We start from the raw sequence: 25,960 nt of genomic DNA on the forward strand, positions 1-25,960 counted from the left end.
CTGAAAGGCACGGCGCTGCGCTACAATCACCGCCCCGCCACCGCTATCTCCCTCTGCCACGATGTCCGCTCGCCTGCTGCGCCGCCTGTTGATCCTGCCCCTGCTGGCGTGCCACCTGCACGCGTGCGCGGCCGCCCCATCGCCCCTGCTGTCCGACTACACCCACAACGCCTGGGGCGCCCTGCAAGGCGCGCCCGTCGATGTGCTGAAATTCGCCCAGGGCAAGGATGGCTGGCTGTGGATCGCCACGGCCACCGGCTTGTACCGCTACGACGGCGTGCGCTTCGACAGGGTCGACAGCGTGTACGGCCACCGCCTGCCGTCGAGCAATGTGCTGGGCCTGGCCACGCCGGCCGACGGCGCCGTGTGGGTCGGCTACCGCCTCGGCGGCGTCAGCGTCTTTCGCAAGGATGGCACACGCACCTACCGCGAGGCGGACGGCTTGCCGCCGGGCGCCGTGTTCCATATCGAGGTAGCGCCCGACGGCGCCATCTGGGTCGGCACGCGCGATGGCGCGGCGCGCCTGGCGCCGGGTGCGGACCGCTTCGTTGCGCAAGCGGCCAACGTGGGCCTGCCCGACAAGCGCGTCTACCAGATCCTGTTCGCCCGCGACGGCACGCAGTGGATGGGCACCATGCATGGCGCCTATTTCCGCAGGCCGGGCGAGACGCGCTTTTCCCATGCCTGGCCGCGCACCATCCTCACCGGCATGGATGAAGCGCCCGATGGCGCCATCTGGGCCGTCGATGCGCAAAGCAATTACTACCGCGTGCGCACCAGTGCGCCGCGCGGCGATGCGCCCATCCGGCCCGACGCCAGAGGCAACAGCATCCGCTTCGACCGCGCCGGCACCATGTGGCTGATGCAGCCCGACGGCATCGATCGCAAGTTCGACCCTGCCGGCCCCAGCCTGCCGGCCCAGCGCCTGACGCGCCAGAACGGCATCAGCGGCCCGCTGCCGCAAACCTCGTTCCAGGACCGCGAAGGCAATCTGTGGTTCGGCACCTCGACGGGCCTGGACCGGCTGCGGCCGAACCGCCTGAAGACCCTGGCCGTTGCCGTGCCCTTCGACCATCCCGGCATGCTGCCGGGGCCCGACGGCGACGTATGGATCGGCGACTACGTCAGCGACGTGCGCAGCTTTACGGCCGACGGGATGAAAAAAGTGATCCTGAAAGGGGCGCTGGCGGCCAGCCACTGGGCGCCCGACGGCACGCTATGGCTGGGCAACGAGCAGGAACTCCACCATCGCGCGCGCAACGGCGCCATGACGCGCGTAGCGATGCCCGTGCAGGGACTCGATCCGCAGGCGCTGCAGCAAGACCGCTCGGGCGCCCTGTGGGCCTCGTTTTCCGGCGGCGGCCTGTTTCGCCTGAACGAAGGAAAATGGAGCGCCAACGGCGGCCTCTCGGGCTTGCCGGCGGTGCTGACGACGGCCATGGCGATGGATGGCGCCGGCACCGTCTGGCTGGGCCATGCCGACAATACCATCAGCCTGGTGGCCGACGGCCAGCGCGCGGGCGCCGTCAGGCGGCTTGGCGCCGCCGAGGGCCTGCAAGTGGGCACCGTGCTGCAGCTGTACCGCGATGGCGACGCGATGTGGGCCGGCGGCGAAAACGGCGTGGCCCTGTACCGCGCCGGCCGCTTCCACACCTTGCGCGGCGCGCGCGGCACGGCGTTTCGCGGCGTGTCGGGCATCGTGCGCCTGCCGGACGGCGACCTGTGGCTGCATGGCGCGGACGGCATCGACCATATCGACGCCGCCAGCCTGGCCGCGTGGATGCGCGACGGCAGCGCCGTCACCTCGGAACGCTTCGACGCGCTCGACGGCTTGCAGGGCCATGCCTCGCAGCTGCGCCCCGTGCCGTCGCTGATCCATGCGCCCGATGGCCAGCTGTGGTTTTCCACCTCGGCCACCATCGGCATGCTCGACCCGCGGCATATCCGCCGCAACGCCCTGGCGCCGCCCGTGCAGATCCACAGCCTGCTGGCCAATGGCGTGCGTTACGCGCTGGACGATGGCAAGCCGCGGCACCTGCCGCAAGGCAGCAAGACCCTGCAGATCGGCTTCACGGCCCTGAGCCTGTCGATGCCGGAACGCGTGCGCCTGCGCTACAAGCTGGCGGGCGTGGACACGGGCTGGCAAGAAGCGGTCGGACGCCGCGAAGCCTACTACACCAACCTCGCGCCCGGCAGCTACCGCTTCGAGGTCACGGCCGCCAACGAAGACGGCGTGTGGAACACGCAAGGGACAGGGCTAGCCATCGTCATCGCGCCCGCTTTCGTGCAAACGCCGTGGTTCATCGTGCTGCTGGCGCTGGGCGCCGCGCTGCTGCTGTACGGCGGCTATGTGCTGCGCATCCGCCACCTGACGCGCAACATGCAGGAGCGGCTGCAGGAACGCTTGCAGGAGCGCCTGGCCGAACGCTCGCGCATCGCCCGTTCGCTGCACGACACCCTGCTGCAAAGCGTGCAGGGCCTGATCCTGTCGTTCCATGCGCATGCGGACATGCTGCCCAAGGGCACGCGCGAACGGGCGCGCCTCGACGGCACGCTCAACCTGGCCGACCAGCTGCTGATCGAAGGCCGCGACCAGATCATGGACTTGCGCGCCTCGGCCGAACCGGACGAACTGCGCCTCGCGCTGCAGCAATTCGGCAAGGGCCTGGCCGAGCACCGCGCGCACGCGTTCACCGTGCATGTGAGCGGCACCTGCCGGCGCCTGCAGCCGCGCGTGCATGACGAAATCTATGCGATCGCGCGCGAAGCGCTGTTCAACGCCTCGCGCTATGCCGAGGCGGCCAACATCGTGCTGGAACTCGACTATGCGGAGCAGGCATTCACCCTGCGCGTGCGCGACGACGGCTGCGGCCTCGATGACGCCGTCGCGCAGGCGGGCCAGCGGCCCGGCCACTGGGGCCTGGTCGGCATGCGCGAACGCGCCGCCGGCATCGCGGCCAGCCTGCGCATCGACAGCCGGCCCGGCGCCGGCACGCAGATCGAAGTAAGCGTGCCGGGCCGCCTCGCTTACTGAGGGCGCGCTGGCCGCCGGGCTTGTTCTATGTGAACCGCGATCGCGCCGCACCGTGAACTGGATCTGCGCCAGCGCAAACGGGAGCGGGCGGCAAGCGCCCATACTGGCCGCTCCGATGTTTTCCCCGTTTGTGCCATGAACAAACTCATCGATATTTCCCTGGACCGGTGGGACGCCAGCGGCAGCGCCGCGCAGCAGGCGGCGGCGCAGCAGGCACTCGAAGACGGGCAGGTGCTGCTGCTGCCCGCGCTGGGCTTTCCCCTGCGGCAGGAAGAGCATGCGCTGCTGAACGGCGCCGTGGGTAGCGCCGGCAGCGCCAAGAACATCAGCTGGGAACCGGCGCGCGGCGTGCGCGGCCACGGCGACGCCTACGATGCGACCCTGCTGGCGGCGCTGATGCAGCGCTATGCGCGGCACACGCAGCGCCTGCTGGCCGGCTTGCTGCCTGCCTATTCGGCCCACCTGCAGCAAGGCAAGGGCAGCTTTCGGCCCGTGGAAATCGCCGGCAGGGTGACCTCGTGGCGCAAGGACGATACGCGCCTGCACGTCGACAGCTTTCCCTCCTCGCCCACGCAGGGCCGGCGCATCCTGCGCGTGTTCACCAACATCCATCCGCGCGACGCACCCCGCGTGTGGAAACTGGGCGCGCCATTCGAACAGGTGGCGCAGCATTTCCTGCCCGTCGCGAAACGTCCGCAACCGGTGCTGGCGGCCCTGCTGCAATGGCTGCGCGTCACCAAGTCGCGGCGCACGGCCTACGACCACTACATGCTGCAGCTGCACGATGCCATGAAGGCCGACCTCGGCTACCAGGCGCAGGTGGAACAGCACACGCATGCGTTCGCGCCGGGCCAGACGTGGATCGTCTTCAGCGACACGGTATCGCACGCTGCCCTGCGCGGACAGCATGCGCTGGAACAAACCTGGCTGCTGCCCGTGCACGCCATGGCGGCCCCGCACAAGTCGCCGCTGGCCATCCTCGAGCGCCAGTTGCAACGTCCGCTGACATAGCCGGGGCTCAGGCCGGCAAGCGGACCGCCTTGAAGCGCCGCCAGGCCTTGTGCATGCGGCCATCGCTGCCTTGCGCCTGCGCGCGCGCCGCCAGATAGCCGCGCACGAAGGCCGCATGCAGCCGCAACCGGTCCTGGGCCGACTGGTCAGTCCGGTCGGCCTGGCCAGCCGGAACTTCGGGCAATTCCTGCAGCAGCCGGTCGGCCACCTGCACGTCGTTGAGCCAGCCCAGTTCATCCTGCAAGGCCGACAGCCGCCCCACGTACGGTTTCACGGCCCTGCCCGCAAACAGCGAGGCAAAAAATTCCGTCGCATAGCGGGTCTTTTTGGCCGCGATACGCACCCGGTGGCGCTGCTGCGGCGTGGCATGCAGCAAACGCTTGCCGCGCTTTATCAGGCGGCGCTGGTCCTTGCGCAGGGTCGCGCGGGCAAATGGCGTAACGCGCGCATCGAGGCGCCGCAATTGGCGCGCGGCACAACTGTCGCGCCAGGCGCGCGCCTGCAGCCAGCGCTGCAAGCCCAGCATGCAGGCCGTGTAGCGCGCCGAAGTGACGGCCTGGGCCGCCAGTTCGTGCTTGAGGCGCGCCTGCGCGTGGGCCGCCTCCGCCAGCGCCGCCGCATCCGTGGCCGCTACACCGTCCAGCTGCGCCAGGGTATTGTCAGCCAACACATCCCAGTCGCGCGCCTCGCCCAGCGCGCCGCCCAGCCACTCGAGTTCGCCCTTCAAGGCATCGGGCAGCGCCAGCAGGGACTTGAACATGCCCAGCGCCGAGCGCAAACGGCGCAGGCCCACGCGCATCTGGTGCACGCTTTCCACGTCCTCGCCCCCCGCCACGCCATCCTGGTTGCCGCTCACCTGCTCGAGGCAATTGCCGCAGATGTCGATGAAGGCTTGCTCCACCGTCATGCCGTCATCGAGCCGCAAAGGCTGCGCCTTGACGGCTTGCAAGGGATGCGATGCGGCCAGCCGGTAGCCGCGCTCCGCCTTGCTCATGTGGCCCAGCTGCAGCGGCACGTCCTGCAGCAGGGCCAGCGCCACGTCGAACAGGCTGGACGCCTGCCCCTGCTTCAACTCCAGCTCGATCTCGCTGACGGGCACGCTGCTCGCGGCACCATCGGCGCCATCCCCGCCGCTTTCAATGACACCCTGGTCGAGCACGCATTCGATCTCGTCGCCCTGCGGCGTGCGCAACTGCCATACGGTGCGCTCCATGCGCGTCGTAAACACGGGCCGCAAGGCGTCGCGGATGGCGTCCTGGCGCAGCAGCGCGCGGATGGGCTGCTTGCGGCCGATGGCCGCATCGAGCGCGGCCAGGTCCGGTTGCGGCCCCGGCACCTCGCCCTCCCATTCGTGGCGGCTGTGCAAGCCGCCGCTGACGGCGCCGCCCGCCTTCAGGGTTTGCACCCAGCGTCCGTCCACCTGGCGCACGCGCAAGCCCGCCTGGTGGCGGCACAGCTGCAAATCGGGCGTGTCGACATAGATATCGTGCATCCGCAGTAGTTGCGGCTCACCTTGCGTGGATTGCGCCAGCAGCGGGTGCGCGCGCAAACGCGATACATCTTGCTGCGCCAGCAACAATTTCAATTCAATTTCCATGACCGCTCCTTGCGAGACTCCTGATCGCCCATTGTAAGGCGCGTGCGGCCACGCGTAAGGCGCACGCACACGGACCTTGATTTTGCGCGAAAATAAGCGCTTCATTCAACCAGGAGATGCCATGACCTACCACGCCGCCGAGAACCGCTACGACAGCATGCAATACCGCACTTGCGGGCGCAGCGGGCTGAAACTGCCGCTGCTGTCGCTGGGACTGTGGCATAACTTTGGCGACAGCAACAATCTGGCATCGCAGCGCGACATGCTGCGCACCGCGTTCGACCTGGGCATCACGCATTTCGACCTGGCCAATAACTACGGCCCGCCGTATGGCAGCGCGGAAAGCAATTTCGGCAAGCTGCTGCGCGACGATTTCCTGCCCTACCGCGATGAGCTGATCATTTCCACCAAGGCGGGCTGGGACATGTGGCCGGGCCCGTACGGCCAGGGCGGCGGTTCGCGCAAATACGTGCTGGCCAGCCTGGACCAGAGCTTGCGTCGCCTGGGCCTCGACTATGTCGACATCTTTTACTCGCACCGCTACGATGCCGACACGCCGCTGGAAGAAACCATGGGCGCGCTGGCCACCGCCGTGCAGCAGGGCAAGGCGCTGTACGTGGGCCTGTCGTCGTATTCGCCGCAAAAGACGGCCGAGGCGGCCGCCCTGCTGAAGGAATGGAAAGTGCCGTGTCTGATCCACCAGCCCGCCTACAACATGCTCAACCGCTGGATCGAGGAAGACGGCTTGCTCGACACCCTGCAGCAGGAAGGCATCGGTTGCATCACGTTCACGGCGCTGGCGCAAGGGCTGCTCAGCGACAAGTACCTCGATGGCGTGCCGCGGGATGCGCGCGTCAACCGTCCCGGCGGCGGCTCGCTGACGCAACAACACCTGAGCGCGGAAAACCTGGCCCGCGTGCGCGCGCTGAACCAGATCGCCGCGCAGCGGGGGCAAACCCTGGCGCAGATGGCGCTGGCCTGGGTGCTGCGCGATCCCCGCGTCACCTCGACCCTGATCGGCGCGAGCAGCAGCGCGCAAATCCGCGAAAACGTGGCCGCGCTGCGGCAATTGTCGTTTACAGCCGACGAACTGGCCGCCATCGACGTGCAGGCGCGCGAAGGCCACATCAATCTGTGGGAAGGTCCGTCGCGGGCCACCTGATCACCCGTCCTGCGCTTGTGGCGGCGGCGGCGGGCAGGTAAACTGCCGCCGCCGTCCAACATCCACCACGAGGTTCCATGCACGCCATCACCGCCATCACCGCTTGCCTGCTGCTGTCCTGCGCGGCCAACGTCCACGCGGCCAATTATTGCGACTCTCCGCAATGGTCTATCGTGCATAACAAGAGTTACGACGAGGTGATGAAGATCGCCACGAAGCGCGACAAGATCCGCGACGCCGAATGCAGTTTTACCGACGTGATCCTGAGAATCCAGAACGAGGAAGCGGGCATCGGACGCTATCCGGGCATCCTGCTCATCGCCGACGCGCAGGATGAACGCTTCGTCGTCACCAGCCGCGTCGGCGCCTACACCATCTTCAGCTACCGCTATAACGACAAGCGCCTGCTGCAGTTTGCCATGAAGGATCACAGCTGGGCGGAAGGGGAAGAGTTCCAGGCCGGGGCCTACAAGATCACGGGCGTGAAGGAATTCAAGACCATCACGGGCTTCCCTACTACCTTGCTGGTAGTACAGACATTCCAGTTTTACGGGCCCAAATAGGGCGGCAGCAACGCGCCCAGTTCCTGCGCCACTTGCCGGCGCCGTTCGGGCGTGGCGAAGACACCCACCGCCACGTGCCGGGTAGCATCACAGATATCGTTGATGTGTATCAATTGGCGCGGCCATTGCGGCACGGCGATGCGCGTGCGCCACGGGGAAAAGTGGTGGCGCCGGCAACGCCCGCCACTGACCTGTTCGATGATCAGCTCGCCGTCGCGCAGGACGATATGTTCATAGTCGCGCGCATGGCGCAGGTAATGCAGCAGGGCGGCGGCCACCAGGATCAATTCGGCGAAGGAAAAAACGGGAATGTACCAGAGACCGCGCAGCGCAAAGGCGGCGGCAATGACGAGGGAAAACAGGCATAGCAAGCCATAGGCGCGCAGCAACTGGCGCGCCGTCAAGGCACTGTGGCGCGCCAGCAGCCATTGCGGCTGCTCGCGCGAGTGATCGCGTGGCATGGCGCCTCCCGCACTATCGCTCCATCACCGCAGCGGCCCGCGCCGCCGCCAGGTTCAGCCAGATCGTTCAGCTAGATCGTTCAGTCAGCTTGCGCCAGGGTCAGGCGCCCATCCGCACCAGCGCATGGCCCACGTGCTGCCACCAGTGATCGCGCGACTTGACCTGTTTCAGGCAAGACGTGTCGATTTCCGTAGGAAACACGCGATCCTGGCACGCCTTCGTTTCCAGTGCATGGCGCTGATTTTCCGCCGCCGCCAGGGCCACGACGAGCCAGAACGCCAGCGCCAGCAAGACCACCAGCAAACTCCAGGCCAGGTGATTGGTATTACTTTTTTCGCCAAAAAACTCGCGTGGCCGCGTCTCGCGGTACATCGACATCAAGTCTTTTTCTTTCTCTTCCGACATCTGCGTTTGCATCCTCTGACATCCTATCCTGTGCCGGCCGGCTGGCCATGGCGGCGCACACGCCGCCTTGCCGCCATTTTACGCTGATGGCGCCACAGCGGCGGCAATTTCCGGCCGGCCGCTGGCATCAGGGCCGTGGCGCCGGCGCCCGGGGAGCGCCGGGTTCGCCATCACCCTCCTCTGCAGGCCGCGCGGGCGCCAGGCTTTCCACATGGTCGACGTCGATGTCGCCGCCATCGGGCGCCGTATTGCGCGGCTCCACGCCGGCCCGCTCGCCCGTGCCGGCGGCATCGCTGTCGCTATCGAGCTCTTCCGGGTCCTGGCCCGGCACGCCCTGCATGTCGCTGCCGCTGTCGGAACTGTCGCTGGGGCCCAGCGCCCCCTTGCCATGGCCGCTGCCCAGAACGCGGTCGGGGATGACGGGCAAATTGTCCGGATCGAGTGAACTGCTGCTCATGGCGGCCTCCCGTTAACAAAAAAACCAGCTTACTCCCCTGGCCCGGCCAGCGGCGCACGCCTGCACGGCACTTCCCGGGGGGAAATGCGGCGGCGCACAACTATTTTCATAAATTACTTCACAAATGTAATATTCATTGCTATAGTTAATTCAAGTAAGCATCTTCTCATCCAGAAACTGCTTCATCGGCGGCACGGCACCCACCAGCGCCATGCCGCCGAACCGACCGGTACGTGGCGATCCGGCCCATCCACCCAGCCATCACGCACATTTTGGAGTCTTATCATGCAAGCCAAATCCCTCATCGCAGCATTGTTTGCCATCACCGCCGCCACCTCGGCTTTCGCCCAAAGCGCCGCGCCTGCCGCCACGGGCCAGCAATTGTCGCGCGAACAAGTCACGGCCGAATACATCCGTGCCCGCAACGCCGGCGAAATCGCCACCAGCGAAGTCGACTACCCGAAAACGCCGGCCACCGCCGCCAGCCAGGTGACGCGCGAGCAAGTCATGGCCGAGTTCTACGCCGCCCGCAAAGCCGGCCTGATCCCGCAAACGGAAGCGGACTTTGACGTCGCGCAAACGGCCAAGCACGTCGTGCAATAAGAAACCCGTCAGCCGGTTTCAATCAGTAACAACTCAGTTGCGGCGCAGCACCCCGGGCCACTCCCGGCGCTCACCGCGGCGAGCTGTCAGCAGTATCCCAACACCTTCTTCCGGAGTTCCTGCATGTCCCTGCATCGCCGTTTGCTTGCCGCCAGCCTGATCCTTGCCTTGAGCGCTTGCGCCGACATGGGCCATATCGCGCCGCAATCAGCCATGCTCGACGCCAACAAGCTGCAAGCGAACCAGGCCATGAATGCCGCCGCCAGCGCAGCGATCGCCTGGCCGCGCACGCAATGGTGGCAAGACTTGCACGACCCCCAATTGAACCGCTTGATGGACCAGGCCCTGGCCGACAGCCCCACCCTGCGCGGCGCCCAGGCGCGCGTGCGCCAGGCCGAGGCGCTGGCCGGCGCGTTTGAGGACAAGACCCGGCCGCAGGCGGACGCGAATGTCTCCATCAACCGCGAACTGTATTCGCAGCACGGCAGCACGCCGGCGCCGCTGGCCGGCAATTACGCATGGCGCAACCAGGCCACCGTCACGGCTTCGTACGACCTGGACCTGTGGGGCCGCAACCGCGCCGCCCTGTCCGCCGCCCTGGGCGACGTGCAGATGGCGTCGGCCGAATCGCAGATGGCCCGCCTGGCCCTGGAAACGGCGCTGGTGCGCACCTACATCCAGCTGTCGTACGAATTCCAGCTGCAGGACGTGATCGAACGCAGCCTGGCGCAGCGCGCCCGCATCCTCGACATCACGCGCCAGCGCAAGGCGGCCGGCATCGGCACCGATATTGACGTGGCGCAGATCGAAACCACCTTGCCCGCAGGCCGGCGCCAGCTGGAACAGTCGGCCGAATCGCTGGCGCTGCTGCGCAACCAGCTGGCGGCCTTGGCGGGCAAGGGCCCGGCGGCGGGCGCGGCGCTCACGCGCCCCGTGCTGCGCCTGGACCAGCCGCTGGCCATTCCCGCCGCCCTGCCGGCCGACCTGATCGGCCGCCGTCCCGACATCGCCGCCCAGCGCTGGCGGGTGGAAGCGGCGGCGCAGCGCATCGACGCGGCCAAGGCCGAGTTCTACCCGAACGTGAACCTGGTGGCCTTTGCCGGCTTCCAGGCGTTCGGCTTCAGCCATTTTCTCGACACCAACTCGCAGGTGCGCGGCGCTTCGCCCGCTCTCAGCCTGCCCATCTTTGCCGGCGCCCGCCTGCGTGCCCAGCTGGGCAGCCAGACAGCCGTGTACGACGGCGCCGTCGAGCAATACAACGCCACCGTCGTCAACGCCATGTCGGACGTGGCCAACGCCGTCACCCGCGCCCAGTCGCTGGCCAGACAGCACCAGCTGACCGCGCAGGCGCTGGCCACGGCGCAGCGCGCGCGCGACTTGGCGGAAAAGGCGTACAAGGCGGGCATGAGCGACGCCATCGCCATGCTCAACACGCAAGTGGCGCTGCTGGCGGAAGAACAGCAGCAGGCGCAAAATGGGGCGCGCGAGCTCGATCTGTACGTTTCCTTGATGAATGCACTGGGAGGCGGCATATAAGCTTGCAATCCTGGCATTGCCCTAGCTCAACAAGATACAATCGGAACTTTATTCACACATGAAGGAATATGACATGACCGCTTTTGACGCCACCGCCAAGCGGCTGCAAAACATCCGCACGCGCATGCCAGGCTTCCCCATGGAACTGATGCGCCTGTTGCGCATGACGTACCACATTCAAAAAGGCATGAAGGACCTGACCAACGCCGCGCTGAAAAAGCACGACCTGGTCGATGCCAGCTACATGGTGCTGGCCGTGCTGTACGGCACGGACGACGAAACGTCGAACGCCTGCACCCTGGGCATGGCCTGCCATGAAAAGCCGGCCAACCTGACGCGCGTGTGCAACGACCTGGAAACGCGCGGCCTGATCCACCGCGGCACGCGCCCCGGCGACCGCCGCTCGGTGATGATCTCGCTGACCGACAAGGGCCGCGCGCTGATCGAAACGGCGCTGCCCGACGTGTACCAGGAAACCTCGGCCCTGTACGAAGGGTTCACGGAAGAAGAGCTGCAAGTGCTCGACAAGCTGTACATGCGCCAGCTGCGCAATTTGAACAATCTCAACAACCAGAACTGATAGCCTATCGATGACGCCAGCCACAGCAACAACACCTATAGACGGCCCCCTGACCCGGGCGGCCCGCTGGCTGGCGCTGGCGCTGCAGGACTGGCGCGCGACGGAAGGCGAACGCTGGATCTACGTCGGCAAGACCCTCATCGCCGCGTTCTGCGCCCTGTGGCTGGCCTACCGCCTGGGCCTCGATTCACCGAGCACGGCAATGACCACCACCATCATCCTGGCCCTGCCCAGCAGCGGCATGGTGCTGGAAAAAAGCTTTTACCGCCTGTGCGGCACCCTGCTCGGCTGCACGGCCGCGCTGACCCTGATCGGCCTGTTCCCGCAGCAGCCCGTGCTGCTGTTCGCCGGCCTGGCCCTGTGGGTGGGCCTGTGCACGAGCGGCTCGGCCCTGCACCGCAACGCCCAGTCGTATGTGTACGTGCTGGCCGGCTACACGGCTTGCATGATCGTGCTGCCCGCCATCGAGCAGCCGATGCAGGTCTTCTCGCTGGCCGTCACGCGCGTGGCTGAAGTGAGCCTGGGCATCATCTGCTCGGCAGCCGTCTCCAGCGTGCTGCTGCCGCGCCACCAGGGCACGCAGGTGATGCGCACGGTGCAGGCGCGCTACGGCAAATTCCTCACCTTTTGCCAGGACGTGCTGCAGCAAAAGCTCACGCCGGCGCAGGTGGAACTGACGCATCTGCAGTTTGCCGCCGACGTGGCGGCGCTGGAACTGGGCCGTTCGGCCGCCCTGTTCGAAGTCACCAGCAAGGTCAGTCACGTGCGCGCGCAAAACCGCAAGCTGCACGCCTTCAACGCCACCTTCATGACGGCGCTGACCACCTTCTATACTTTCCACCGCCTGTTCGACCGCCTGCAGCGCGATGGCGAGACGCAGGTCATGCAGGCCTGCGCGCCCTTGTACGCCATCGTCGCCGAAGCGCTGCAAGCGACGCCGTCGCAAGACTCGCTCGACACCATGCAGCGGCATCTGCAAACGGCGCTGGGCCAGGCGCGCGCGGACATCGATGGCGCGGCCATCGCGCATGCGCAGCGCATCGACTTCGACACCGTGTGCGAACTGCTCGAGCGCTTCGCGCGCGACATGAGCCGCTTTCATGAAGTGTATTTCAGCCTCGTGCACGACACGCCGCTGGACGTGAGCACGCCGCAGGCATATGCGCCGAAGACGCCGCCCGCGCTGGTGCTCGCCAGCGGCGCGCGCGCCGGCATCAGCCTGGCTCTGCTGGCGCTGGGCGCCTACTTCCTCGCCTGGCCCTACGCCAGCACGGCGATGCTGATGGCGGCCGTGTTCTGCGCGCTGGCCTCGTCCTCGCCGCGCCCCATCCTGATGATCCGCCAGGTGCTGGCGGGCTTCCTCATCGCCATGCCGCTGTCGCTCGTCTGCGTGTACTTCGTGCTGGTGCACGGCGACGGCTTCCCCATGCTGGTACTGAGCTTTGCGCCGTTTCTCGCCGTCGGCCTGTACCTGATGACGAATCCGGCCAAGCTGGGCGTGGGCCTGGGCGTGTCGACCTTCATCACGCAGATGGCGCCGACGAATCTGATGCACGTCGATGGCGCGGCCTTTCTCAACACGGGCATGGCCCTGATCGTCGGCCTGATGCTGGCCGCCCTCGTGTTTGCCGTGCTGCTGCCCGAGCACACGATGGGCCACAAGGACCACATCGGCCGCGCCCTGTGGCGCGAAGCGCTGCATGCTTGCACGGCGCCCGCACGCCGTGTCAAACACCGTTTCGACAACCGCGTGCGCGACCTGCTCAGCCAGCTCAACGCGGCGGCCGGCCCGGCGCCGGGCGAGGCCACGCGCGCCGTCGTGCGCCAGGCCTTGACCCTGCTGGAAATCGGCCACTCCGTGATCGAACTGCGCGAACTGATCGCCACCGCCAGGCCAGGCGCCACGCGCCACGCGCTGCAGCAATGCGTGGACCACATCGCCGGCTGGCTGCGCACGCGCGGCGATACGGCACTGCAGGCGGCGCTGGCCGCCACCCTGCAGGCGGGCGCCGTGGTGCGCACGGCCCAGACGGAAGCCGATGCCACCGGCGAGCGCAGCGCGCGCCTGCAGACGGCGCTGGCCGACCTGCACTCGATCTATACCTCCTTACTCGACCACATGGCGCCTGGCGCCGGAGACCACCATGCCGCGTGAATTCGCCCTGTTCGGAATTCTGATTCCTACCCTGCTGCCCCTGTTCCTCCTCAGCATAGCCCTGCAAACCCTGCTCGACCGGGTGCTGGGCTGGCTGGGCGTGTACCGCATGGTGTGGCACCCGTCGCTGGCGCGGCTGTGCATCTTCATCGCCATCTTCGGCGCGCTGGCGCTATCGCTTTACAAATAAAAAAACTGTTCAACCCGATCAAGGAAAGGCTGCCGACATGGTAAGCAAACTGACCCGCTATGCAATCACCGTGCTGCTATTGGCAGCCGCCCTGTGGATAGGCAAGACCGTCTGGGACCGCTACATGGAGTCGCCGTGGACGCGCGACGGCCGCATCAAGGCCGACATCGTCAACATCAGCGCCGACGTGGCCGGCACCGTCACGGACGTGCTGGTGCGCGATAACCAGGTCGTGCAAAAAGGCGACATCCTGTTCGTCGTCGACAAGGAACGCTATGCGAGCGCGCTGGCGCAAGCCGACGCCGTGCTGGCCGCGCAAAAAACGGAACAGGGCCGCCGCGGCAAGGAAGCGCAGCGCCGCGCAGGCCTTGACGCCAGCATCATCTCGACGGAAAGCCGCGAAAGCGCGGCGTTCGCCGCCACCTCCGCCACGTCGCAAGTGCAGGCCGCCGTGGCCGCCCGCGCACTGGCGCAATTGAACCTGGAACGCACCACCGTGCGCGCGCCCGTCAGCGGCTACGTGACGAACCTGAATGTGCACAAGGGCGATTTCGCCGCCGTCGGCGCGGCCAAGCTGGCCGTCATCGACAGCGCCTCGTACTACGTCGTCGGCTACTTCGAAGAGACCAAGCTGGGCATGCTGGCGCAGGACGACAAGGCGGAAATGAATCTGATGAGCGGCGGCACCCTGCACGGCCACATCGAGAGCATCGCGCGCGGCATCACCGACCGCGACGCCGCCACGGGCCGCGAACTGCTGGCCGACGTCAACCCCACGTTCAACTGGGTGCGCCTGGCGCAGCGCGTGCCCGTGCGCATCCACATCGACGAGCAGCCAAAGGGACAATTGCTGGTGGCCGGCACCACGTGCACCGTGGTGGTGACACCCCATTCGGCGCCGGCGCCGAAACCAGCGGCCGCGCACCCGGCATGATACGCGGCGGCGCCGGGCGCCTGGCGGAAATCGCCCTGTTCCTCGACGCCGCGGCGCTGGGCAGCTTTTCCGCGGCCGGCCGCAAGCAGGGCCTGTCGCCGGCCGCCGCCAGCGCCGCCATCGCGCGCCTGGAAACGGCGCTGGGCGCCACCCTGTTCGAGCGCACCACGCGCCAGCTGCGCCTGACGGAAGAAGGTATGCACTACCGCCACTACAGCGAACAGGCGTTGCACTTGCTGGCGCAGGCCGAAGACGGCTTGCACGCGGGCGGCGGCGCCGTGCGCGGCGTGGTGCGCATCTCGGCGCCATCCGATATCGGCCGCCAATTGCTGCTGCCCATGCTCGACCGCTTTGCCGCGCTGCACCCGCAGGTGCGCCATGCGCTGACCCTGACGGACGTCACGGCCAACCTGGTGCAGGACGACGTCGACCTGGCCATCCGCTACGGCGAGCTGCCCGACAGCGACATGGTGGCGCGCCTGCTGCACCCGGGCCGGCGCGTCGTGTGCGTGGCGCCCGCGCTGGCCGCCAGGGTCGGCGTGCCGGCCGCGCCGCGCGACCTGGCATCGCTGCCGACCCTCGTGCTCACGGCCGGCGACGGCGCGCCGCAGGAGTGGCGCTACCGCGAAAACGGCAAGCGCCACGGCCTGCGCCTGCAGGGGGACTGGCACAGCAACGACGGCGAAATCATCCGCCGCTGGGCAGTGGCCGGCCATGGCTATGCCTACAAATCGCTGCTCGACATCGGCGACGACCTGCGCGCGGGACGCTTGCAGACGGTGCTAGACGATTACTTTGCCGATAGCGTCCCCCTGAACCTGCTGTACCGGCGCAGCCGCTTCCAGCCGCCGCGCGTCGCCCTGCTGGCCGGCTTCCTGCTGCAGCAGTTTTCCGCGCTGCCGGCGCACGGCTAGCCAGCCATCCTCACGGCGCCAGCACGCCCATCTGGCGCAGCAGGGTCAAATTATCTTCCAGATGCCAGTTGTCGCTGATGCGTCCCTGCGCATTGACCCGGTACAGATCAAATGCATGGAAATCGATGGCTTGGCCCTGCCCCTGCAAGGGGCCCCGCGGCGTGGGGAAGACGCCCGTGAAGCGGCCCGTGAAATGCAGGCGCAAGGTGACCCGGTCGCCCGCCACCAGCATCTCCTCGATGGCGACTTTCAAATCCGGCACGGCGGCATGGAATACTTGCGACGCCTGCAGCGGGCCGGCCAAGCCCTGCGGCCGGCCGGCGGGCAAGGTACGGTCGGTGAAATCGTCGGCCAGCGCCAACCGCGCCAGGACCGGATCGCCGCTTTGCCAGAACGCGGCATAGCGGCGCGCGGCCAGCGCCACCGCGGCGTCGGCTTTCGCGCCGGACAGGTGGGCGGGCAGGGGCAGATTGGTGGTGGAATGGGCTGGCGCGGCGGCCAGCAGCGACAGGGCCAGGATGGCGGGGGCAAAAGCGGGCATAGTAGTTCCAAATGAGTTGATCGGCGTGCACATGGCACACCGTCATTCTGGACCCGCTTGCCGCGCTTGATAATTGACCCTGCACTTGAAGCAATTACTTGTAGGAGTTGAAAATCAGCGCCCGCCCGCCACGTCGAGGATGCTGCCCGTCACATAGCTGGCGCCCGGCCCCAGCAGGTACAGGATGGCGTCGGCGATTTCTTCGGGTTGGCCGCCCCGCTGCATCGGCACGCCGGGCGCCAGGCGCGCCACCCGTCCCGGTTCGCCGCCCGAAGCGTGAATCTCCGTATAGATGATGCCGGGCCGCACGCCGTTGACGCGGATGCCCTCGGCCGCCACTTCCTTCGCCAGGCCCAGGGTCAGGGTATCGACGGCGCCTTTCGAGGCCGCGTAGTCGATGTATTCGTCCGGAGAGCCGAGGCGGGCCGCCGCCGACGACACGTTCACGATGCGTCCGCCCTGCCCGCCATGGGCCGTCGACATGCGCCGCACGGCTTGCTGGCAGCACAGGAAATAACTGATCACATTGGTGCGCAACACGCGTTCGAGGCGCTGCGCGGACATGTCGACGAGCCGGCATTTCTGCTCCAGCACGCCCACATTGTTGACCAGCGCCGTGAGCGTCCCCAGGCGCGCATCGACTTCCGCAAACAGCCGCGCCACGTCCGCTTCATCGCTGGCATCGGCCTGCACGGCGATGGCCTCGCCCCCGTCGGCCACGATGCGCGCACACAGCGCGTCGGCCGCCTGTGCATCGCGCACATAGTTGATGCACACGGCATAGCCCTGGCGCGCCGCCAGCAGCGCCGTCGCCGCACCGATGCCGCGGCTGCTACCGGTAATCAAGATCACTTCCTTCATCGTCCCTCCTGAATAGTTGTGGCTTCATCATACGCGGACGAAAAAAAACCCGCGCGCGGCGGGTTTTTCGTACTGACACATTCAATTTCGGAAATGCGTCATGGCGTAAGTGAGGTGCTGCCACCAGTGTTCGCGCGACTGCACGGACGCCAGGCATTTCGCATCGACCTCGTTCTTGAACGCGGGGTCCACGCAAGCCTTGCTGGCCAGCGCATTGCGCTGGTTTTCCACGTTGACGATGGCAATCGCCAGCCACGCCACGAGGGCGAGGGCCAGTACGCACAGGGTCCAGGGCAGCTGTTTCATGAGGTCTCCGCTTACTTCTTCGCCGGCGCCGGTGCGCGCTCTTTCAGCACGCGCGCCACCAGTTCATCCATCACGCGCAGGGTCGCCGCCTGGGTTTGCGGCTCGGACTGGCCCGGGCGCGACAGCTGCGCCGGCGACGTGACGAAGCGGCCATCGATGACGATGGTCGGCGCGCTCTCGATCTTGCTGGCGGCGATCAGCTGCTCGTTGCGTTTCAGCTTGGTCTGCACGCCGAACGAGTTGAACATGTCCAGGTATTTCGCCTTGTCGATGCCGTTCTTCACCAGCAGGTCGAGGATGGCGTCATCGCGGTTCAGGCGGTTGCGCTCGACGTGGATGGCGCGGAAGATCTTGTCGTGGAACTGGTCCAGCTGGCCCATCGCTTCAAGCGTGGCATAGGCGTGCGCCTGCGGATCCTTCGGGCCGGAGAAGGCCAGGTGGACGCGGCGGAAGGCGATCTTGTCGCCCTGCTTCTTGACCCAGTCGTGCATCAGCGGATCGAGCACGTAGCAGTGAGGACACGAATACATGAAGTACTCGACCACTTCCACCTTCTTGCCCGTGTCCGTGCGCACTGGCGTCGTGAGCGTGGTAAAGCCGGTATCGGCCGCCATGGCGCCGCCGGTGGCCGCCGCCAGGGTGACGGCGGCAAGCAGGGGACGCAAGAAACGCAGAAAACGCATAATAATCCTTCATCATAAGTGGTCGTGAACGGGGCGAGATTACCACTTTTTGCGCCGGACGATGTCGCCCGGCCGGAAAAAAAGCGCTTTTATCCGCTCCGTTTGCGCCCGCTTAAGCCGCATTTAAGCCCCGCCGCGCCCCTGCCTCAAAAATGGTAGCGCGCCGACACGCGCAGTTGGCGCGCGTCATTGAGGTAAATGCTGGAGCGGCAGCCCGGCGCATCGCCGTAATGGCGGCGGTTGGCCAGGTTGCTGCCGGCCAATTCCAGCTCCCAGGCGCCCAGCTTGCGCACATAGCGCCCGTCCACGGTGGCGAAGGCGGGCACTTGCGCCAGGCAGCTGCTGGCGAAATCGGGACCATAGCGCAGGGCGCGCAGCCATTGCACGCCGGCGTCGGCACTGGCACCGCCCTGCCCCGTCCAGTACAGGCGCAGGCTGGCCAGGGTCTTGGGCACGAGGGCGATGTCCGGGCCATCGTAGGCGTAATCGTCATAGCGCGCATGCACCTGGCGCAACTCCCCGTCGAGGCGCCAGTCGCGCGCCAGCGCCATGCTGGCCTCGATGGCGACGCCGTCGCGGCGCGAGGGGTCGAGGTTGCCCGCAAAGCCCAGCTGGCCCAGGTTCTGGTCGAAGACGATCTGGTTGCTCAGGCGCTCGCTGAACACGCGCACGGAAGCGCTGCGCGCCGCGTCGCCGAAGGTGGCGCCCAATTCCATCTCGCGCCGCAGCTGTCCCGCCAGCGGGCGGTAGCCGGCGCGGGTATAGCCATCGTCGTCGATGCGGTAGCTGCGCGCGGCCTTCGCATACACGCTCAGCTGCGGGCGCAGCTGCAGGCTGCCCTGCACGTCCCAGGCATTCTGGTTTTCCCAGTCGCTGCCGCCGGCGGGCATGTCGGCCGGGTCGAGCTGGAACTGTTCATGCCGCAGTCCCAGCAGCAGGCGCGGCGCATACGGGCCGCCGAAGGCCAGCTCTTCGCGCAGCAGCAGCGCGCGCGAATACTGGCGGCGCTGCGCATCGCCCGCGCGGCCCGAACGCCGCTGCCACTGCATCAGGTCCAGGCCCACTTCCGTATCCGTGCCCACGCCGCCCACCTTGCCGTAATGGCGCAGACGGGGCGCCAGCTGCCGGCGGCGGCTGCTGTACGTCGATTCGCTGCTGCCATCCTCGCCCGCATAACGGGCCGTGGCGCGCTTTTCCCGCTGCGACAGTTCCACGCCCAGCTCGAAACTGCCCACATAGCGCTGCACGAAGGCGCTGGCGCGCCGCACCTCATAGCGGTACAGGTCTTCCGGACGGGCCGCCAGCAAGGCCAGGAACGGCGCCTCGGGCGCGGGATAGCGGGTGTCCTGGTTCAGCTGGTCGGCGCTGAAGCCGAAGCGGCCCTGGCGCAGCTTCCATTCCGCGCCGCCGTTGAAGCCGCGCTGGTGAAACACGCTGCCATCGCGGTAATTGCCGTTGCGCAGGCCGTCGATGGCCACGTCGAGCACCATGCCGCCCTGGTCGCGCGACAGGGCGCCGCGCACGCTGTGCTGGCCGCCCTGCGCCAGTTCGGCGGACAAGTCGCCATGCATGACGCCGGCCGCGCCACCAGCAGCGCCGCCTTCCACGCCTTCCTGCGCGCACGCCGGCATGGCCAGGGCGCACAGCAGCAAGGTGCGCGTGGCGATGGTCAGAGCGGAAGGGGCAGGCATCATGGCGGAAAGCTGGGTGCGCCACCGGGGCGCGCACGCACGGCAGCAGGAGGGATGGCAAAAGCGAATCATTATACGCACGGCGCGCGGCGCCGCAACAGCCGGCAAAGCTGCCTGCACAATTTATTGCTTATTTGTAATTTTTACGGGTATATTAAGGAACGCCCGGCGATCCTGGGCGCAGCCGACCGCATTTGAAGATCATCAATCAGAAGTCACCGTGGGAGTCACGCATGGAAAGTCGTAGCACAACGCGCCGCCGCATTTCCCTCATCCCGGGCAAGTTCAAAGCCCTTTCCATCGCCGCCCTGCTGCTGGCCGGCCTGGCCCTGCAAGCCGACCTGTTCGCCCAGCCGGAACAGGGCAAGCCCGCCAGCGCGCCCCTGCCGCTGGCGCCATCGGCCGACGGCATCGCCCTCGCTTCGCCGCATGCGTCGGCCGTCACCACGCCCAGCGCCGGCAACGCCTGGGGCGGCGCGCGCACGGGCGCGCAAGCGACCCTGTCGGACCGCGTGGTCGACTACCAGATCGAAGCGACGCTCGATCCCGTCAAGCACACGATAGACGGCCGGCAGAAACTGCGCTGGCGCAACCGCAGCGCGCAAGCCGTCAGCAGCGTGTACCTGCACCTGTACCTGAACGCCTTCGAAGGCGAGCATTCGACTTTCTTCACCGAGAAGCGCAAGCTCGATACGGGTTTCCGCTCGGGCGTCGATACGCGCGACGGCGAGTGGGGCTACATCGAACTGCGCAGCATGACGCAGAACGGCGCCAAGGCGCCCTGGCATTTCGTCCAGCCCGACAACGGCCCGGCCACCGACCGCACGGTGGTGCGCGTCGACTTGCCGCAGGCCGTCGCGCCGGGCGCCGAGACGACGCTCGACATCCGCTTCTTCGACCAGCTGCCGCGCGTCATCGCGCGCACCGGCTATTTCGGCAGCTTCCACCTGGCGGGCCAGTGGTTTCCCAAGATCGCCGTGCTGGAACTGCCCGGCGAACGGGGCGCCACGGCGCCGCGCTGGAACGCGCATGAATTCCACCTGAACTCGGAGTTCTACGCCGACTTCGGCCACTACGACGTGAAGCTGACCGTGCCCAAGGAATACACGGTGGGCGCCACGGGCGAACTGCAGGGCGCGCCGCAGGAAAAGAACGGCATGCTCACGCATCACTATGTGCAGGGCGACGTGCACGATTTCGCCTGGACGGCCGACAAGCGCAGCGCGCAGCCGCTGCTGGGCAGCTGGAGCGGCCCTGGCAGCCCGCCCGTGGCCATCAAGGTGCTGTACCCGCCCGAGTACGCGTCGAACGCGGCGCCCGCGCTGCAGGCGGCCAAGGATACACTCACGTATTTTTCGCGCACCCTGGGCCCGTATCCGTACAAGACCCTGACGGTGGTGATTCCGCCGTTTAACGCGGCCGAAGCGGGCGGCATGGAATACCCGACCTTCTTCACGGCCTCGGGCTACGCCGGCCTGCAGCCGAAGACGGCGGCCGAATTCGGCCTCGATTTCGTCACCATCCATGAATTCGGCCATGGCTATTTCTACGGCATCCTGGCTTCGAACGAGTTCGAGGAACCGATCCTCGACGAAGGCTTGAACGAATACTGGGACCAGCGCATGCTGCGCGCGCGCGGCCAGGATATCCACGCCACCACGCCCCTGCTCAAGCGCCTGGGTTTCGCTCCCGCCTTCAAGGTCTTCGAGTTCGAGCGCACGGCCGCGCCGCGCCAGGACGCGGCCGACCCGCTGGGCCAGAACGCGTGGGACCGCCTGCAGGGCGTGGGCCCCGTGTACAGCCGCACGGCCACCACCCTGCGCGACCTCGAAGCGCGCATCGGCAGCGAGGCCATGGAACGGGGCTTCAAGGCCTACTATGAACAGTGGAAATTCCGCCACCCGAGCGTGGCCGACTTGCGCGAAGCGCTGGCCGAAGCGACGGGCCAGCGGCGCATCGTGGAACAGGTCTTCGCGCAGCAAGTGTATGCCAGCGCGAATATCGACGACCGCATCGGCAGCTTCACCAGCGACGAGCAGACGCCGCTGGCCGGCCTGGCGCTGGTGAACGGCAAGCGCGTGGAACGCACGTCCGAAGCGCTGGAACAAGAAGAGGACAAGGTGCGCGAAGCGTGGGACAAGGCGCACCCGGACGCCAAGCCCGGCACGGGCCCGTATCCGTATCTGACCAGCGTGGTGCTGCGCCGCCGCGGCGCGCCCGTGCCGCAGGTGCTGCTGGTGAAGTTCGCCGACGGCAGCTCCGAACGCGTGGTGTGGGACAACGAGCAGCTGTGGCAGCGCTACACCTGGAGCAAGCCCGTGAAGGCCGTCTCGGCCGAACTGGACCCCGACCGCGTGCACTACCTCGACGTCAACAAGCTCGATGACAGCCGCACCCTGAAGGCCGACAAGTCCGCCGCGCGGCGCTGGAGCCTCGACCTCGCCGCCGCCTTCCAATACCTCTTTTCCCTGATTGCCACCGTATGAACGCCACTTCCACGACACGGGCCAGCGGCCTGGCCCTGACCACGCGCGCCAGCCGCGCCGCCCTGCAATGGCGCTTGCTGCTGCTGTGGGCCGGCCTGCTGCTGATCCCCGCCATCGTTGCCGTCATCCCCCTCTGGCGCACCTTGAGCGCCAGCCTCGATCAGGCCGTGCATGCGGCGGCCCTGGCGCAGCAGCTCGATCTGATGACCCTGGCCGACCTGGCAGCCAATGCCAGCCGCAACGGCGCCGCCATCAGCCAGGCCGCCATCGCCGGCGTCGTCCTGACCCTGCTGCTGTCGCCGCTGCTGAGCGGCCTGGTGGTGACGGCCGCGCGCGCGCCGGCGCCACTGGGCTTCGGCGCGCTGCTGACGGGCGCCTTCAGCGCATACGGCCGCATGCTGCGCATGCTGTTGTGGAGCATCGTGCCGCTGGGCTTGGCGCTGATAATCGGCGCCGGTGCGCTGAAACTGGCCGACAAGCACGCGGCGACAGCCATCCTGGAAGCGGACGCCGACCTGGCCCGTCACCTGGCCTTGCTGTTCGCGGGCGTGCTGTTCCTGCTGGCCTGCGCCACGCTCGATGCGGGCCGCGCGGCGCTGGCCATCGACCGGCGCCGCACGTCGGCCGTCAAGGCATGGTGGCGGGGCCTGGGCATGCTGCGCCGGCGTCCGCTGGCCTGCCTGGCCATCTACCTCGCCATCACCGTGCCGGGACTGGCCCTGTATGCGCTGCTGGGCGTGGCGCGCCTGAACCTGGCCGGCCCGGGTCCGCTGGCCATCGTGGCCGGCTTGCTGGCGACGCAGCTGGCGGCGCTGGTGCTGGCGTGGATGCGCAGCGCGCGCCTGTTCGCGCTGATCGACGTCAAGCGCTCGCTCGCGTAATCAAGTCCCCAGGCGCCCTTCATCGGCGAGGAAGTCGATGAAGGTGCGCACTTTCGAGGACAGGTAGCGGCGGCTCGTATAGACGGCGTACACCTTGCCGCCCGCCAGCTGGTAGCCATCGAAGAGGCGCACCAGCCGCCCCGCCGCCAGGTCCGCATCCGTCTGCCACGATGGCAGCAGCGCGATGCCCATGCCGTCGAGCGCGGCCGCGTGCAGCAGGCTTTCGTTATTGCATTGCAGCACGGGCGTAAACTTCACCGTCTCGCGTCCCTGCGGCCCGTCGAAGGCCAGCTCATTGCCGTTCGCCAACAAGGAATAGCTGATCATCGCATGTTGCGCCAGGTCTTGCGGCAGCTGCGGCTGGCCCGCGCGCGCCAGGTAGGCGGGCGCGGCCACCAGGTGAAAGGCGATGCTGCCGATGGGCCGCGCGATCAGGGCCGGCGATGGCGCCTGGCTCACGCGCAGGGCCAGGTCGAAGCCCTCTTCCACCAGGTTGACGACTCTTCCGCTCAAGTCGATGTCGAACGTCACTTCCGGAAAACGTTCGCGGTAGGCCACCAGGGTGCGCGTAAAGATGGCGTTGGCGAACCAGACGGGCGCGCTCAGGCGCAGCATGCCGCGCGGCACCACGGTCGTGCGGCCAACCGTCGCTTCCACCTCGTCGAGGTTGTCGAGCATGTCGCGGCACTGTTCAAAATACACCTTGCCGATTTCCGTCAGGCTCAGGTGGCGGCTGCTGCGGTTCAGCAGGCGCGCGCCCAGGTGGCGTTCCAGGTGCATCACGTGCTTGCTGACCATGGCCGGCGACAGGTCCAGGCGCTCGCTGGCGCGCACGAAACTGTCCAGCTCCACCACGGCGCGAAACACGCGCATGCTGCGCAAGGTATCCATGACTGCCCGATCATCAACAAAACGGAAATGATATATCAATAATGGCGATCTTGATCAACTGGCTGGGCATGACTATCATCGATAGCATCAGCCATTCCACTGCGGAGCCGCCATGCAAGAGCACACTTTCCCCACTTATTTCCTGTCGCACGGCGGCGGCCCGTGGCCGTTCATGAAAGACCAGTTCGGCGGCCGCTACGACGTGCTCGAAGCGTCGTTGCAGGATATCCCGCGCCAGATCGGCGCGCGTCCGGAAGCCGTGCTGGTCGTCACGGCGCACTGGGAAGGACCGCAATTTCTCGTCTCGGCCAGCCCCCGGCCGGGCATGATTTATGACTATTCGGGCTTTCCGCCGCACACCTATCAAATCCAGTACCCGGCGCCCGGCGCGCCGGAGCTGGCGGCGCAGGTAAAACAGTTGCTGGACGCTGCCGGCCATCCGGCGCGCCTCGACCACGAGCGCGGTTTCGACCATGGCACCTTCAGCGCCCTCTTTCCCATCTACCCGCAGGCGGACGTGCCGCTGGTGCAGCTGTCGCTCAAACACGGCTACGACCCGCTCACTCACGTCGAGGTGGGCCGCGCGCTGGCCAGCCTGCGCCGCCAGGGCGTGCTGATACTGGGCAGCGGCCTGTCCTACCATAACCTGCGCCAGTTCGGCCAGGCGGGCGCCGTCGCCTCGCACCAGTTCGACGCCTGGCTGCGTCAGACGATGGCCTTGCCGCCGGAACAGAGATTGGCGCAGCTGCTGGCCTGGGACCAGGCACCGGGCGCACGCCAGGCCCATCCGCAGGAAGACCATCTGCTGCCGCTGATGGTGGCGCTCGGCGCGGCCGAGCAGGAAGCGGCACACGTGGCGTATCACGAGGAGGATTTTTTTGGAGCGCTGGCGGTGACCAGTTTCCGGTTTGGAGCGACTGGCGGAAATTAGCAACGAGCCGGGGTCAGACCCTCAACACCGCTAACGGCTGGTTCAGCGCCAACGTCACCGTGGGTCTGACCCCATAATTTTAAAAAGCCGCTAACAAGCGGCTTTTAGTTCATTACGTCCCGCGCTTGCCCCGCGCCGCATTCTTCGCCTTCTCGGCAGCAATCTCGGCCGCCTTGGCCGCTTTTTCCGCCATCTCGGCCGCATGCTGGGCCATCAGGGCGGCGCGCGTGTCCGGCGTTTCCAGCGAGATGCGTCCCAGGATGCCGCTGCGGTAATCGAGCAGCAAGGTGTGCGACGCTTTCTCGAAATCGTAGTCGCCGCCCTTGATGCGGAAGCCGCGCTTGGCGGCGATGCCTTCGACCACGCCGATGGCGTCGACTTCACCGATCTTGGTACCGTAGCGGGTTGCCAGCAAGTCCGGGTAGCGCTTGAGCAACTCCTCGGCCAGGAACACGGCCACTTCCTCTTCGATCAGCGCGTTCGAGCCGATGGCGTGGCTGGCGGCCAGCATCAGGCCGTCGCTGGGGATGGCGATCTTCGGCCACAGCATGCCGGGCGTGTCGACGAGAATGGTGTTCTTGTCCAGGTAAAGCTTTTGCTGCATTTTCGTCACGGCCGGCTCGTCGCCCACCTTGGCCACGCGCTTTTTCAGCAGCGCGTTCATCAGGGTCGACTTGCCCACGTTGGGGATGCCCATGATCATGATGCGCAGCGGCTTCGTCGGCACGCCGCGGTGCGGCGCCAGCGACTTGGCCAGGTCCGGAATGCGCGCCACGTCGCCCGGCTTCTTGGTCGTCATCGCATACGCGGTCACGCCTTCCTGGGCATTGAAATACGCGACCCAGGCGGCTGTCGCGGCAGGGTCGGCTAGGTCGGTCTTGTTGAGGATTTTCAGGCAAGGGCGCTGGCGGAACAGGCGCAGCTCGTCCACCATGGGATTGCAGCTGGCTGCCGGCAGGCGCGCGTCCACCACTTCAATCACCAGATCGGTGTTTTCCATGGTTTCGGCCGCTTTCTTGCGGGCCGCGTTCATGTGTCCTGGGTACCATTGTATCGCCATGCTCTTGCTTTCAAAATCGTTCAGTC

Annotated in this window: 25 protein-coding genes; 14 read left to right on the forward strand and 11 right to left on the reverse strand. The window is 67.0% G+C overall.

What is annotated here, in order from left to right; all coding sequences use genetic code 11:
- The first annotated feature begins 61 nt into the window (after positions 1-61).
- Together IGS55_RS05610 and IGS55_RS05615 are read left to right on the forward strand one after the other, a co-directional pair.
- Positions 62-3,034 carry a sensor histidine kinase gene (locus IGS55_RS05610; RefSeq protein ID WP_230515422.1) on the forward strand — a complete coding sequence of 991 codons (2,973 nt, stop codon included), beginning with the start codon at positions 62-64 and terminating at the stop codon, positions 3,032-3,034.
- A 135-nt stretch (positions 3,035-3,169) separates the two neighbouring features.
- Positions 3,170-4,045, forward strand: coding sequence for a Kdo hydroxylase family protein (locus tag IGS55_RS05615; RefSeq protein WP_230515423.1), 876 nt, complete (start codon positions 3,170-3,172; stop codon positions 4,043-4,045).
- Positions 4,046-4,052: 7 nt separating this feature from the next.
- Here IGS55_RS05615 and IGS55_RS05620 read toward each other — a convergent pair whose 3' ends face one another.
- Positions 4,053-5,642, reverse strand: coding sequence for a CYTH and CHAD domain-containing protein (locus IGS55_RS05620; RefSeq protein WP_230515424.1), 1,590 nt, complete (start codon positions 5,640-5,642; stop codon positions 4,053-4,055).
- 121 nt (positions 5,643-5,763) lie between these two features.
- Here IGS55_RS05620 and mgrA point away from each other — a divergent pair, with 121 nt between their 5' ends.
- A complete protein-coding gene (mgrA, locus tag IGS55_RS05625; protein WP_230515425.1) occupies positions 5,764-6,804 on the forward strand; it encodes an L-glyceraldehyde 3-phosphate reductase in 1,041 nt (346 codons plus the stop codon).
- Positions 6,805-6,881: 77 nt separating this feature from the next.
- Positions 6,882-7,367, forward strand: a complete 486-nt coding sequence (locus tag IGS55_RS05630) for a hypothetical protein (protein ID WP_230515426.1) — start codon at positions 6,882-6,884, stop codon at positions 7,365-7,367.
- Here the strand turns inward: IGS55_RS05630 and IGS55_RS05635 are convergent.
- The 3 genes from IGS55_RS05635 to IGS55_RS05645 all read right to left on the reverse strand — a co-directional run bounded on the left by IGS55_RS05635 (position 7,352) and on the right by IGS55_RS05645 (position 8,691).
- The gene (locus tag IGS55_RS05635; protein WP_128140224.1) at positions 7,352-7,828 is read right to left on the reverse strand and encodes a DUF2244 domain-containing protein; all 477 of its coding nucleotides are present in this window, start codon (positions 7,826-7,828) and stop codon (positions 7,352-7,354) included. The two genes, IGS55_RS05630 and IGS55_RS05635, sit on opposite strands and share 16 nt — an antisense overlap.
- Positions 7,829-7,928: 100 nt before the next feature.
- Positions 7,929-8,246: a hypothetical protein gene (locus IGS55_RS05640; protein ID WP_230515427.1), complete on the reverse strand. Its 318-nt coding sequence runs from the start codon at positions 8,244-8,246 to the stop codon at positions 7,929-7,931.
- A gap of 115 nt (positions 8,247-8,361) precedes the next feature.
- The gene (locus tag IGS55_RS05645; RefSeq protein ID WP_230515428.1) at positions 8,362-8,691 is read right to left on the reverse strand and encodes a hypothetical protein; all 330 of its coding nucleotides are present in this window, start codon (positions 8,689-8,691) and stop codon (positions 8,362-8,364) included.
- A gap of 285 nt (positions 8,692-8,976) precedes the next feature.
- On the opposite strand from IGS55_RS05645, the gene IGS55_RS05650 reads away from it, so the two are divergent.
- The 7 genes from IGS55_RS05650 to IGS55_RS05680 all read left to right on the forward strand — a co-directional run bounded on the left by IGS55_RS05650 (position 8,977) and on the right by IGS55_RS05680 (position 15,603).
- The gene (locus IGS55_RS05650) at positions 8,977-9,294 is read left to right on the forward strand and encodes a DUF4148 domain-containing protein (RefSeq protein WP_230515429.1); all 318 of its coding nucleotides are present in this window, start codon (positions 8,977-8,979) and stop codon (positions 9,292-9,294) included.
- A 123-nt stretch (positions 9,295-9,417) separates the two neighbouring features.
- Entirely contained in the window at positions 9,418-10,830 is a 1,413-nt protein-coding gene (locus IGS55_RS05655; RefSeq protein ID WP_230515430.1) for an efflux transporter outer membrane subunit, read from the forward strand.
- A gap of 73 nt (positions 10,831-10,903) precedes the next feature.
- On the forward strand, positions 10,904-11,410 hold the full coding sequence (locus tag IGS55_RS05660; RefSeq protein WP_034751839.1) for a MarR family winged helix-turn-helix transcriptional regulator: 507 nt from the start codon (positions 10,904-10,906) through the stop codon (positions 11,408-11,410).
- A 10-nt stretch (positions 11,411-11,420) separates the two neighbouring features.
- Positions 11,421-13,565 (forward strand): FUSC family protein, encoded by a 2,145-nt coding sequence (locus IGS55_RS05665; protein ID WP_230515431.1) that lies wholly within the window; start codon positions 11,421-11,423, stop codon positions 13,563-13,565.
- Positions 13,555-13,755 carry a DUF1656 domain-containing protein gene (locus tag IGS55_RS05670; protein ID WP_034751763.1) on the forward strand — a complete coding sequence of 67 codons (201 nt, stop codon included), beginning with the start codon at positions 13,555-13,557 and terminating at the stop codon, positions 13,753-13,755. Before IGS55_RS05665 ends, IGS55_RS05670 begins: the two co-directional genes overlap by 11 nt.
- Before the next feature lie 37 nt (positions 13,756-13,792).
- Positions 13,793-14,689 carry an efflux RND transporter periplasmic adaptor subunit gene (locus tag IGS55_RS05675; protein WP_230515432.1) on the forward strand — a complete coding sequence of 299 codons (897 nt, stop codon included), beginning with the start codon at positions 13,793-13,795 and terminating at the stop codon, positions 14,687-14,689.
- Complete coding sequence (locus IGS55_RS05680) at positions 14,623-15,603, forward strand: LysR substrate-binding domain-containing protein (protein WP_230515433.1); 981 nt, start codon at positions 14,623-14,625, stop codon at positions 15,601-15,603. The genes IGS55_RS05675 and IGS55_RS05680 overlap by 67 nt, the downstream gene beginning before the upstream one ends.
- A gap of 10 nt (positions 15,604-15,613) precedes the next feature.
- On the opposite strand, the gene IGS55_RS05685 is transcribed toward IGS55_RS05680, so the two are convergent.
- The 5 genes from IGS55_RS05685 to IGS55_RS05705 form a co-directional block, all read right to left on the reverse strand.
- Positions 15,614-16,144, reverse strand: a complete 531-nt coding sequence (locus tag IGS55_RS05685) for an ester cyclase (protein ID WP_230515434.1) — start codon at positions 16,142-16,144, stop codon at positions 15,614-15,616.
- A gap of 114 nt (positions 16,145-16,258) precedes the next feature.
- A complete protein-coding gene (locus tag IGS55_RS05690; protein WP_230515435.1) occupies positions 16,259-17,005 on the reverse strand; it encodes an SDR family oxidoreductase in 747 nt (248 codons plus the stop codon).
- 81 nt (positions 17,006-17,086) lie between these two features.
- Positions 17,087-17,311 carry a hypothetical protein gene (locus IGS55_RS05695; RefSeq protein WP_070303949.1) on the reverse strand — a complete coding sequence of 75 codons (225 nt, stop codon included), beginning with the start codon at positions 17,309-17,311 and terminating at the stop codon, positions 17,087-17,089.
- Positions 17,312-17,322: 11 nt separating this feature from the next.
- On the reverse strand, positions 17,323-17,994 hold the full coding sequence (locus tag IGS55_RS05700; RefSeq protein ID WP_230515436.1) for a thiol:disulfide interchange protein DsbA/DsbL: 672 nt from the start codon (positions 17,992-17,994) through the stop codon (positions 17,323-17,325).
- Between the two features lie 146 nt (positions 17,995-18,140).
- A complete protein-coding gene (locus IGS55_RS05705; RefSeq protein ID WP_230515437.1) occupies positions 18,141-19,688 on the reverse strand; it encodes a TonB-dependent receptor domain-containing protein in 1,548 nt (515 codons plus the stop codon).
- A gap of 230 nt (positions 19,689-19,918) precedes the next feature.
- Between IGS55_RS05705 and IGS55_RS05710 the strand changes: the two genes are divergently transcribed.
- Together IGS55_RS05710 and IGS55_RS05715 are read left to right on the forward strand one after the other, a co-directional pair.
- Positions 19,919-22,171 (forward strand): M1 family metallopeptidase, encoded by a 2,253-nt coding sequence (locus IGS55_RS05710; protein WP_230515438.1) that lies wholly within the window; start codon positions 19,919-19,921, stop codon positions 22,169-22,171.
- Complete coding sequence (locus IGS55_RS05715; protein WP_230515439.1) at positions 22,168-23,052, forward strand: hypothetical protein; 885 nt, start codon at positions 22,168-22,170, stop codon at positions 23,050-23,052. The genes IGS55_RS05710 and IGS55_RS05715 overlap by 4 nt, the downstream gene beginning before the upstream one ends.
- Here IGS55_RS05715 and IGS55_RS05720 read toward each other — a convergent pair whose 3' ends face one another.
- Positions 23,053-23,943, reverse strand: coding sequence for a LysR family transcriptional regulator (locus IGS55_RS05720; RefSeq protein ID WP_230515440.1), 891 nt, complete (start codon positions 23,941-23,943; stop codon positions 23,053-23,055).
- Positions 23,944-24,055: 112 nt separating this feature from the next.
- On the opposite strand from IGS55_RS05720, the gene IGS55_RS05725 reads away from it, so the two are divergent.
- Positions 24,056-24,874 carry a DODA-type extradiol aromatic ring-opening family dioxygenase gene (locus tag IGS55_RS05725; protein WP_230515441.1) on the forward strand — a complete coding sequence of 273 codons (819 nt, stop codon included), beginning with the start codon at positions 24,056-24,058 and terminating at the stop codon, positions 24,872-24,874.
- A 112-nt stretch (positions 24,875-24,986) separates the two neighbouring features.
- Here IGS55_RS05725 and ylqF read toward each other — a convergent pair whose 3' ends face one another.
- Complete coding sequence (gene ylqF, locus IGS55_RS05730) at positions 24,987-25,934, reverse strand: ribosome biogenesis GTPase YlqF (protein WP_071650173.1); 948 nt, start codon at positions 25,932-25,934, stop codon at positions 24,987-24,989.
- Between the last annotated feature and the right edge of the window lie 26 nt (positions 25,935-25,960).

Source organism: Janthinobacterium sp. EB271-G4-3-2, from assembly GCF_020858035.1.
In the GTDB taxonomy this organism is placed as follows: domain Bacteria; phylum Pseudomonadota; class Gammaproteobacteria; order Burkholderiales; family Burkholderiaceae_D; genus Janthinobacterium; species Janthinobacterium aestuarii.

Excerpts from the sequence above, each read along its gene's own strand:
- IGS55_RS05665 (WP_230515431.1), top strand. The coding sequence starts at position 11,421 with ATGACGCCAGCCACAGCAACAACACCTATAGACGGCCCCCTGACCCGG.
- IGS55_RS05705 (WP_230515437.1), bottom strand. The coding sequence starts at position 19,688 with ATGATGCCTGCCCCTTCCGCTCTGACCATCGCCACGCGCACCTTGCTG.
- IGS55_RS05615 (WP_230515423.1), top strand. The coding sequence starts at position 3,170 with ATGAACAAACTCATCGATATTTCCCTGGACCGGTGGGACGCCAGCGGC.
- IGS55_RS05690 (WP_230515435.1), bottom strand. The coding sequence starts at position 17,005 with ATGAAGGAAGTGATCTTGATTACCGGTAGCAGCCGCGGCATCGGTGCG.
- IGS55_RS05640 (WP_230515427.1), bottom strand. The coding sequence starts at position 8,246 with ATGCAAACGCAGATGTCGGAAGAGAAAGAAAAAGACTTGATGTCGATG.
- IGS55_RS05645 (WP_230515428.1), bottom strand. The coding sequence starts at position 8,691 with ATGAGCAGCAGTTCACTCGATCCGGACAATTTGCCCGTCATCCCCGAC.
- IGS55_RS05660 (WP_034751839.1), top strand. The coding sequence starts at position 10,904 with ATGACCGCTTTTGACGCCACCGCCAAGCGGCTGCAAAACATCCGCACG.
- IGS55_RS05610 (WP_230515422.1), top strand. The coding sequence starts at position 62 with ATGTCCGCTCGCCTGCTGCGCCGCCTGTTGATCCTGCCCCTGCTGGCG.
- IGS55_RS05695 (WP_070303949.1), bottom strand. The coding sequence starts at position 17,311 with ATGAAACAGCTGCCCTGGACCCTGTGCGTACTGGCCCTCGCCCTCGTG.
- IGS55_RS05675 (WP_230515432.1), top strand. The coding sequence starts at position 13,793 with ATGGTAAGCAAACTGACCCGCTATGCAATCACCGTGCTGCTATTGGCA.
- IGS55_RS05725 (WP_230515441.1), top strand. The coding sequence starts at position 24,056 with ATGCAAGAGCACACTTTCCCCACTTATTTCCTGTCGCACGGCGGCGGC.
- IGS55_RS05630 (WP_230515426.1), top strand. The coding sequence starts at position 6,882 with ATGCACGCCATCACCGCCATCACCGCTTGCCTGCTGCTGTCCTGCGCG.
- IGS55_RS05710 (WP_230515438.1), top strand. The coding sequence starts at position 19,919 with ATGGAAAGTCGTAGCACAACGCGCCGCCGCATTTCCCTCATCCCGGGC.
- IGS55_RS05715 (WP_230515439.1), top strand. The coding sequence starts at position 22,168 with ATGAACGCCACTTCCACGACACGGGCCAGCGGCCTGGCCCTGACCACG.
- mgrA (WP_230515425.1), top strand. The coding sequence starts at position 5,764 with ATGACCTACCACGCCGCCGAGAACCGCTACGACAGCATGCAATACCGC.
- IGS55_RS05635 (WP_128140224.1), bottom strand. The coding sequence starts at position 7,828 with ATGCCACGCGATCACTCGCGCGAGCAGCCGCAATGGCTGCTGGCGCGC.
- IGS55_RS05720 (WP_230515440.1), bottom strand. The coding sequence starts at position 23,943 with ATGGATACCTTGCGCAGCATGCGCGTGTTTCGCGCCGTGGTGGAGCTG.
- IGS55_RS05655 (WP_230515430.1), top strand. The coding sequence starts at position 9,418 with ATGTCCCTGCATCGCCGTTTGCTTGCCGCCAGCCTGATCCTTGCCTTG.
- IGS55_RS05620 (WP_230515424.1), bottom strand. The coding sequence starts at position 5,642 with ATGGAAATTGAATTGAAATTGTTGCTGGCGCAGCAAGATGTATCGCGT.
- IGS55_RS05670 (WP_034751763.1), top strand. The coding sequence starts at position 13,555 with ATGCCGCGTGAATTCGCCCTGTTCGGAATTCTGATTCCTACCCTGCTG.
- IGS55_RS05685 (WP_230515434.1), bottom strand. The coding sequence starts at position 16,144 with ATGCCCGCTTTTGCCCCCGCCATCCTGGCCCTGTCGCTGCTGGCCGCC.
- IGS55_RS05700 (WP_230515436.1), bottom strand. The coding sequence starts at position 17,994 with ATGCGTTTTCTGCGTTTCTTGCGTCCCCTGCTTGCCGCCGTCACCCTG.
- ylqF (WP_071650173.1), bottom strand. The coding sequence starts at position 25,934 with ATGGCGATACAATGGTACCCAGGACACATGAACGCGGCCCGCAAGAAA.
- IGS55_RS05650 (WP_230515429.1), top strand. The coding sequence starts at position 8,977 with ATGCAAGCCAAATCCCTCATCGCAGCATTGTTTGCCATCACCGCCGCC.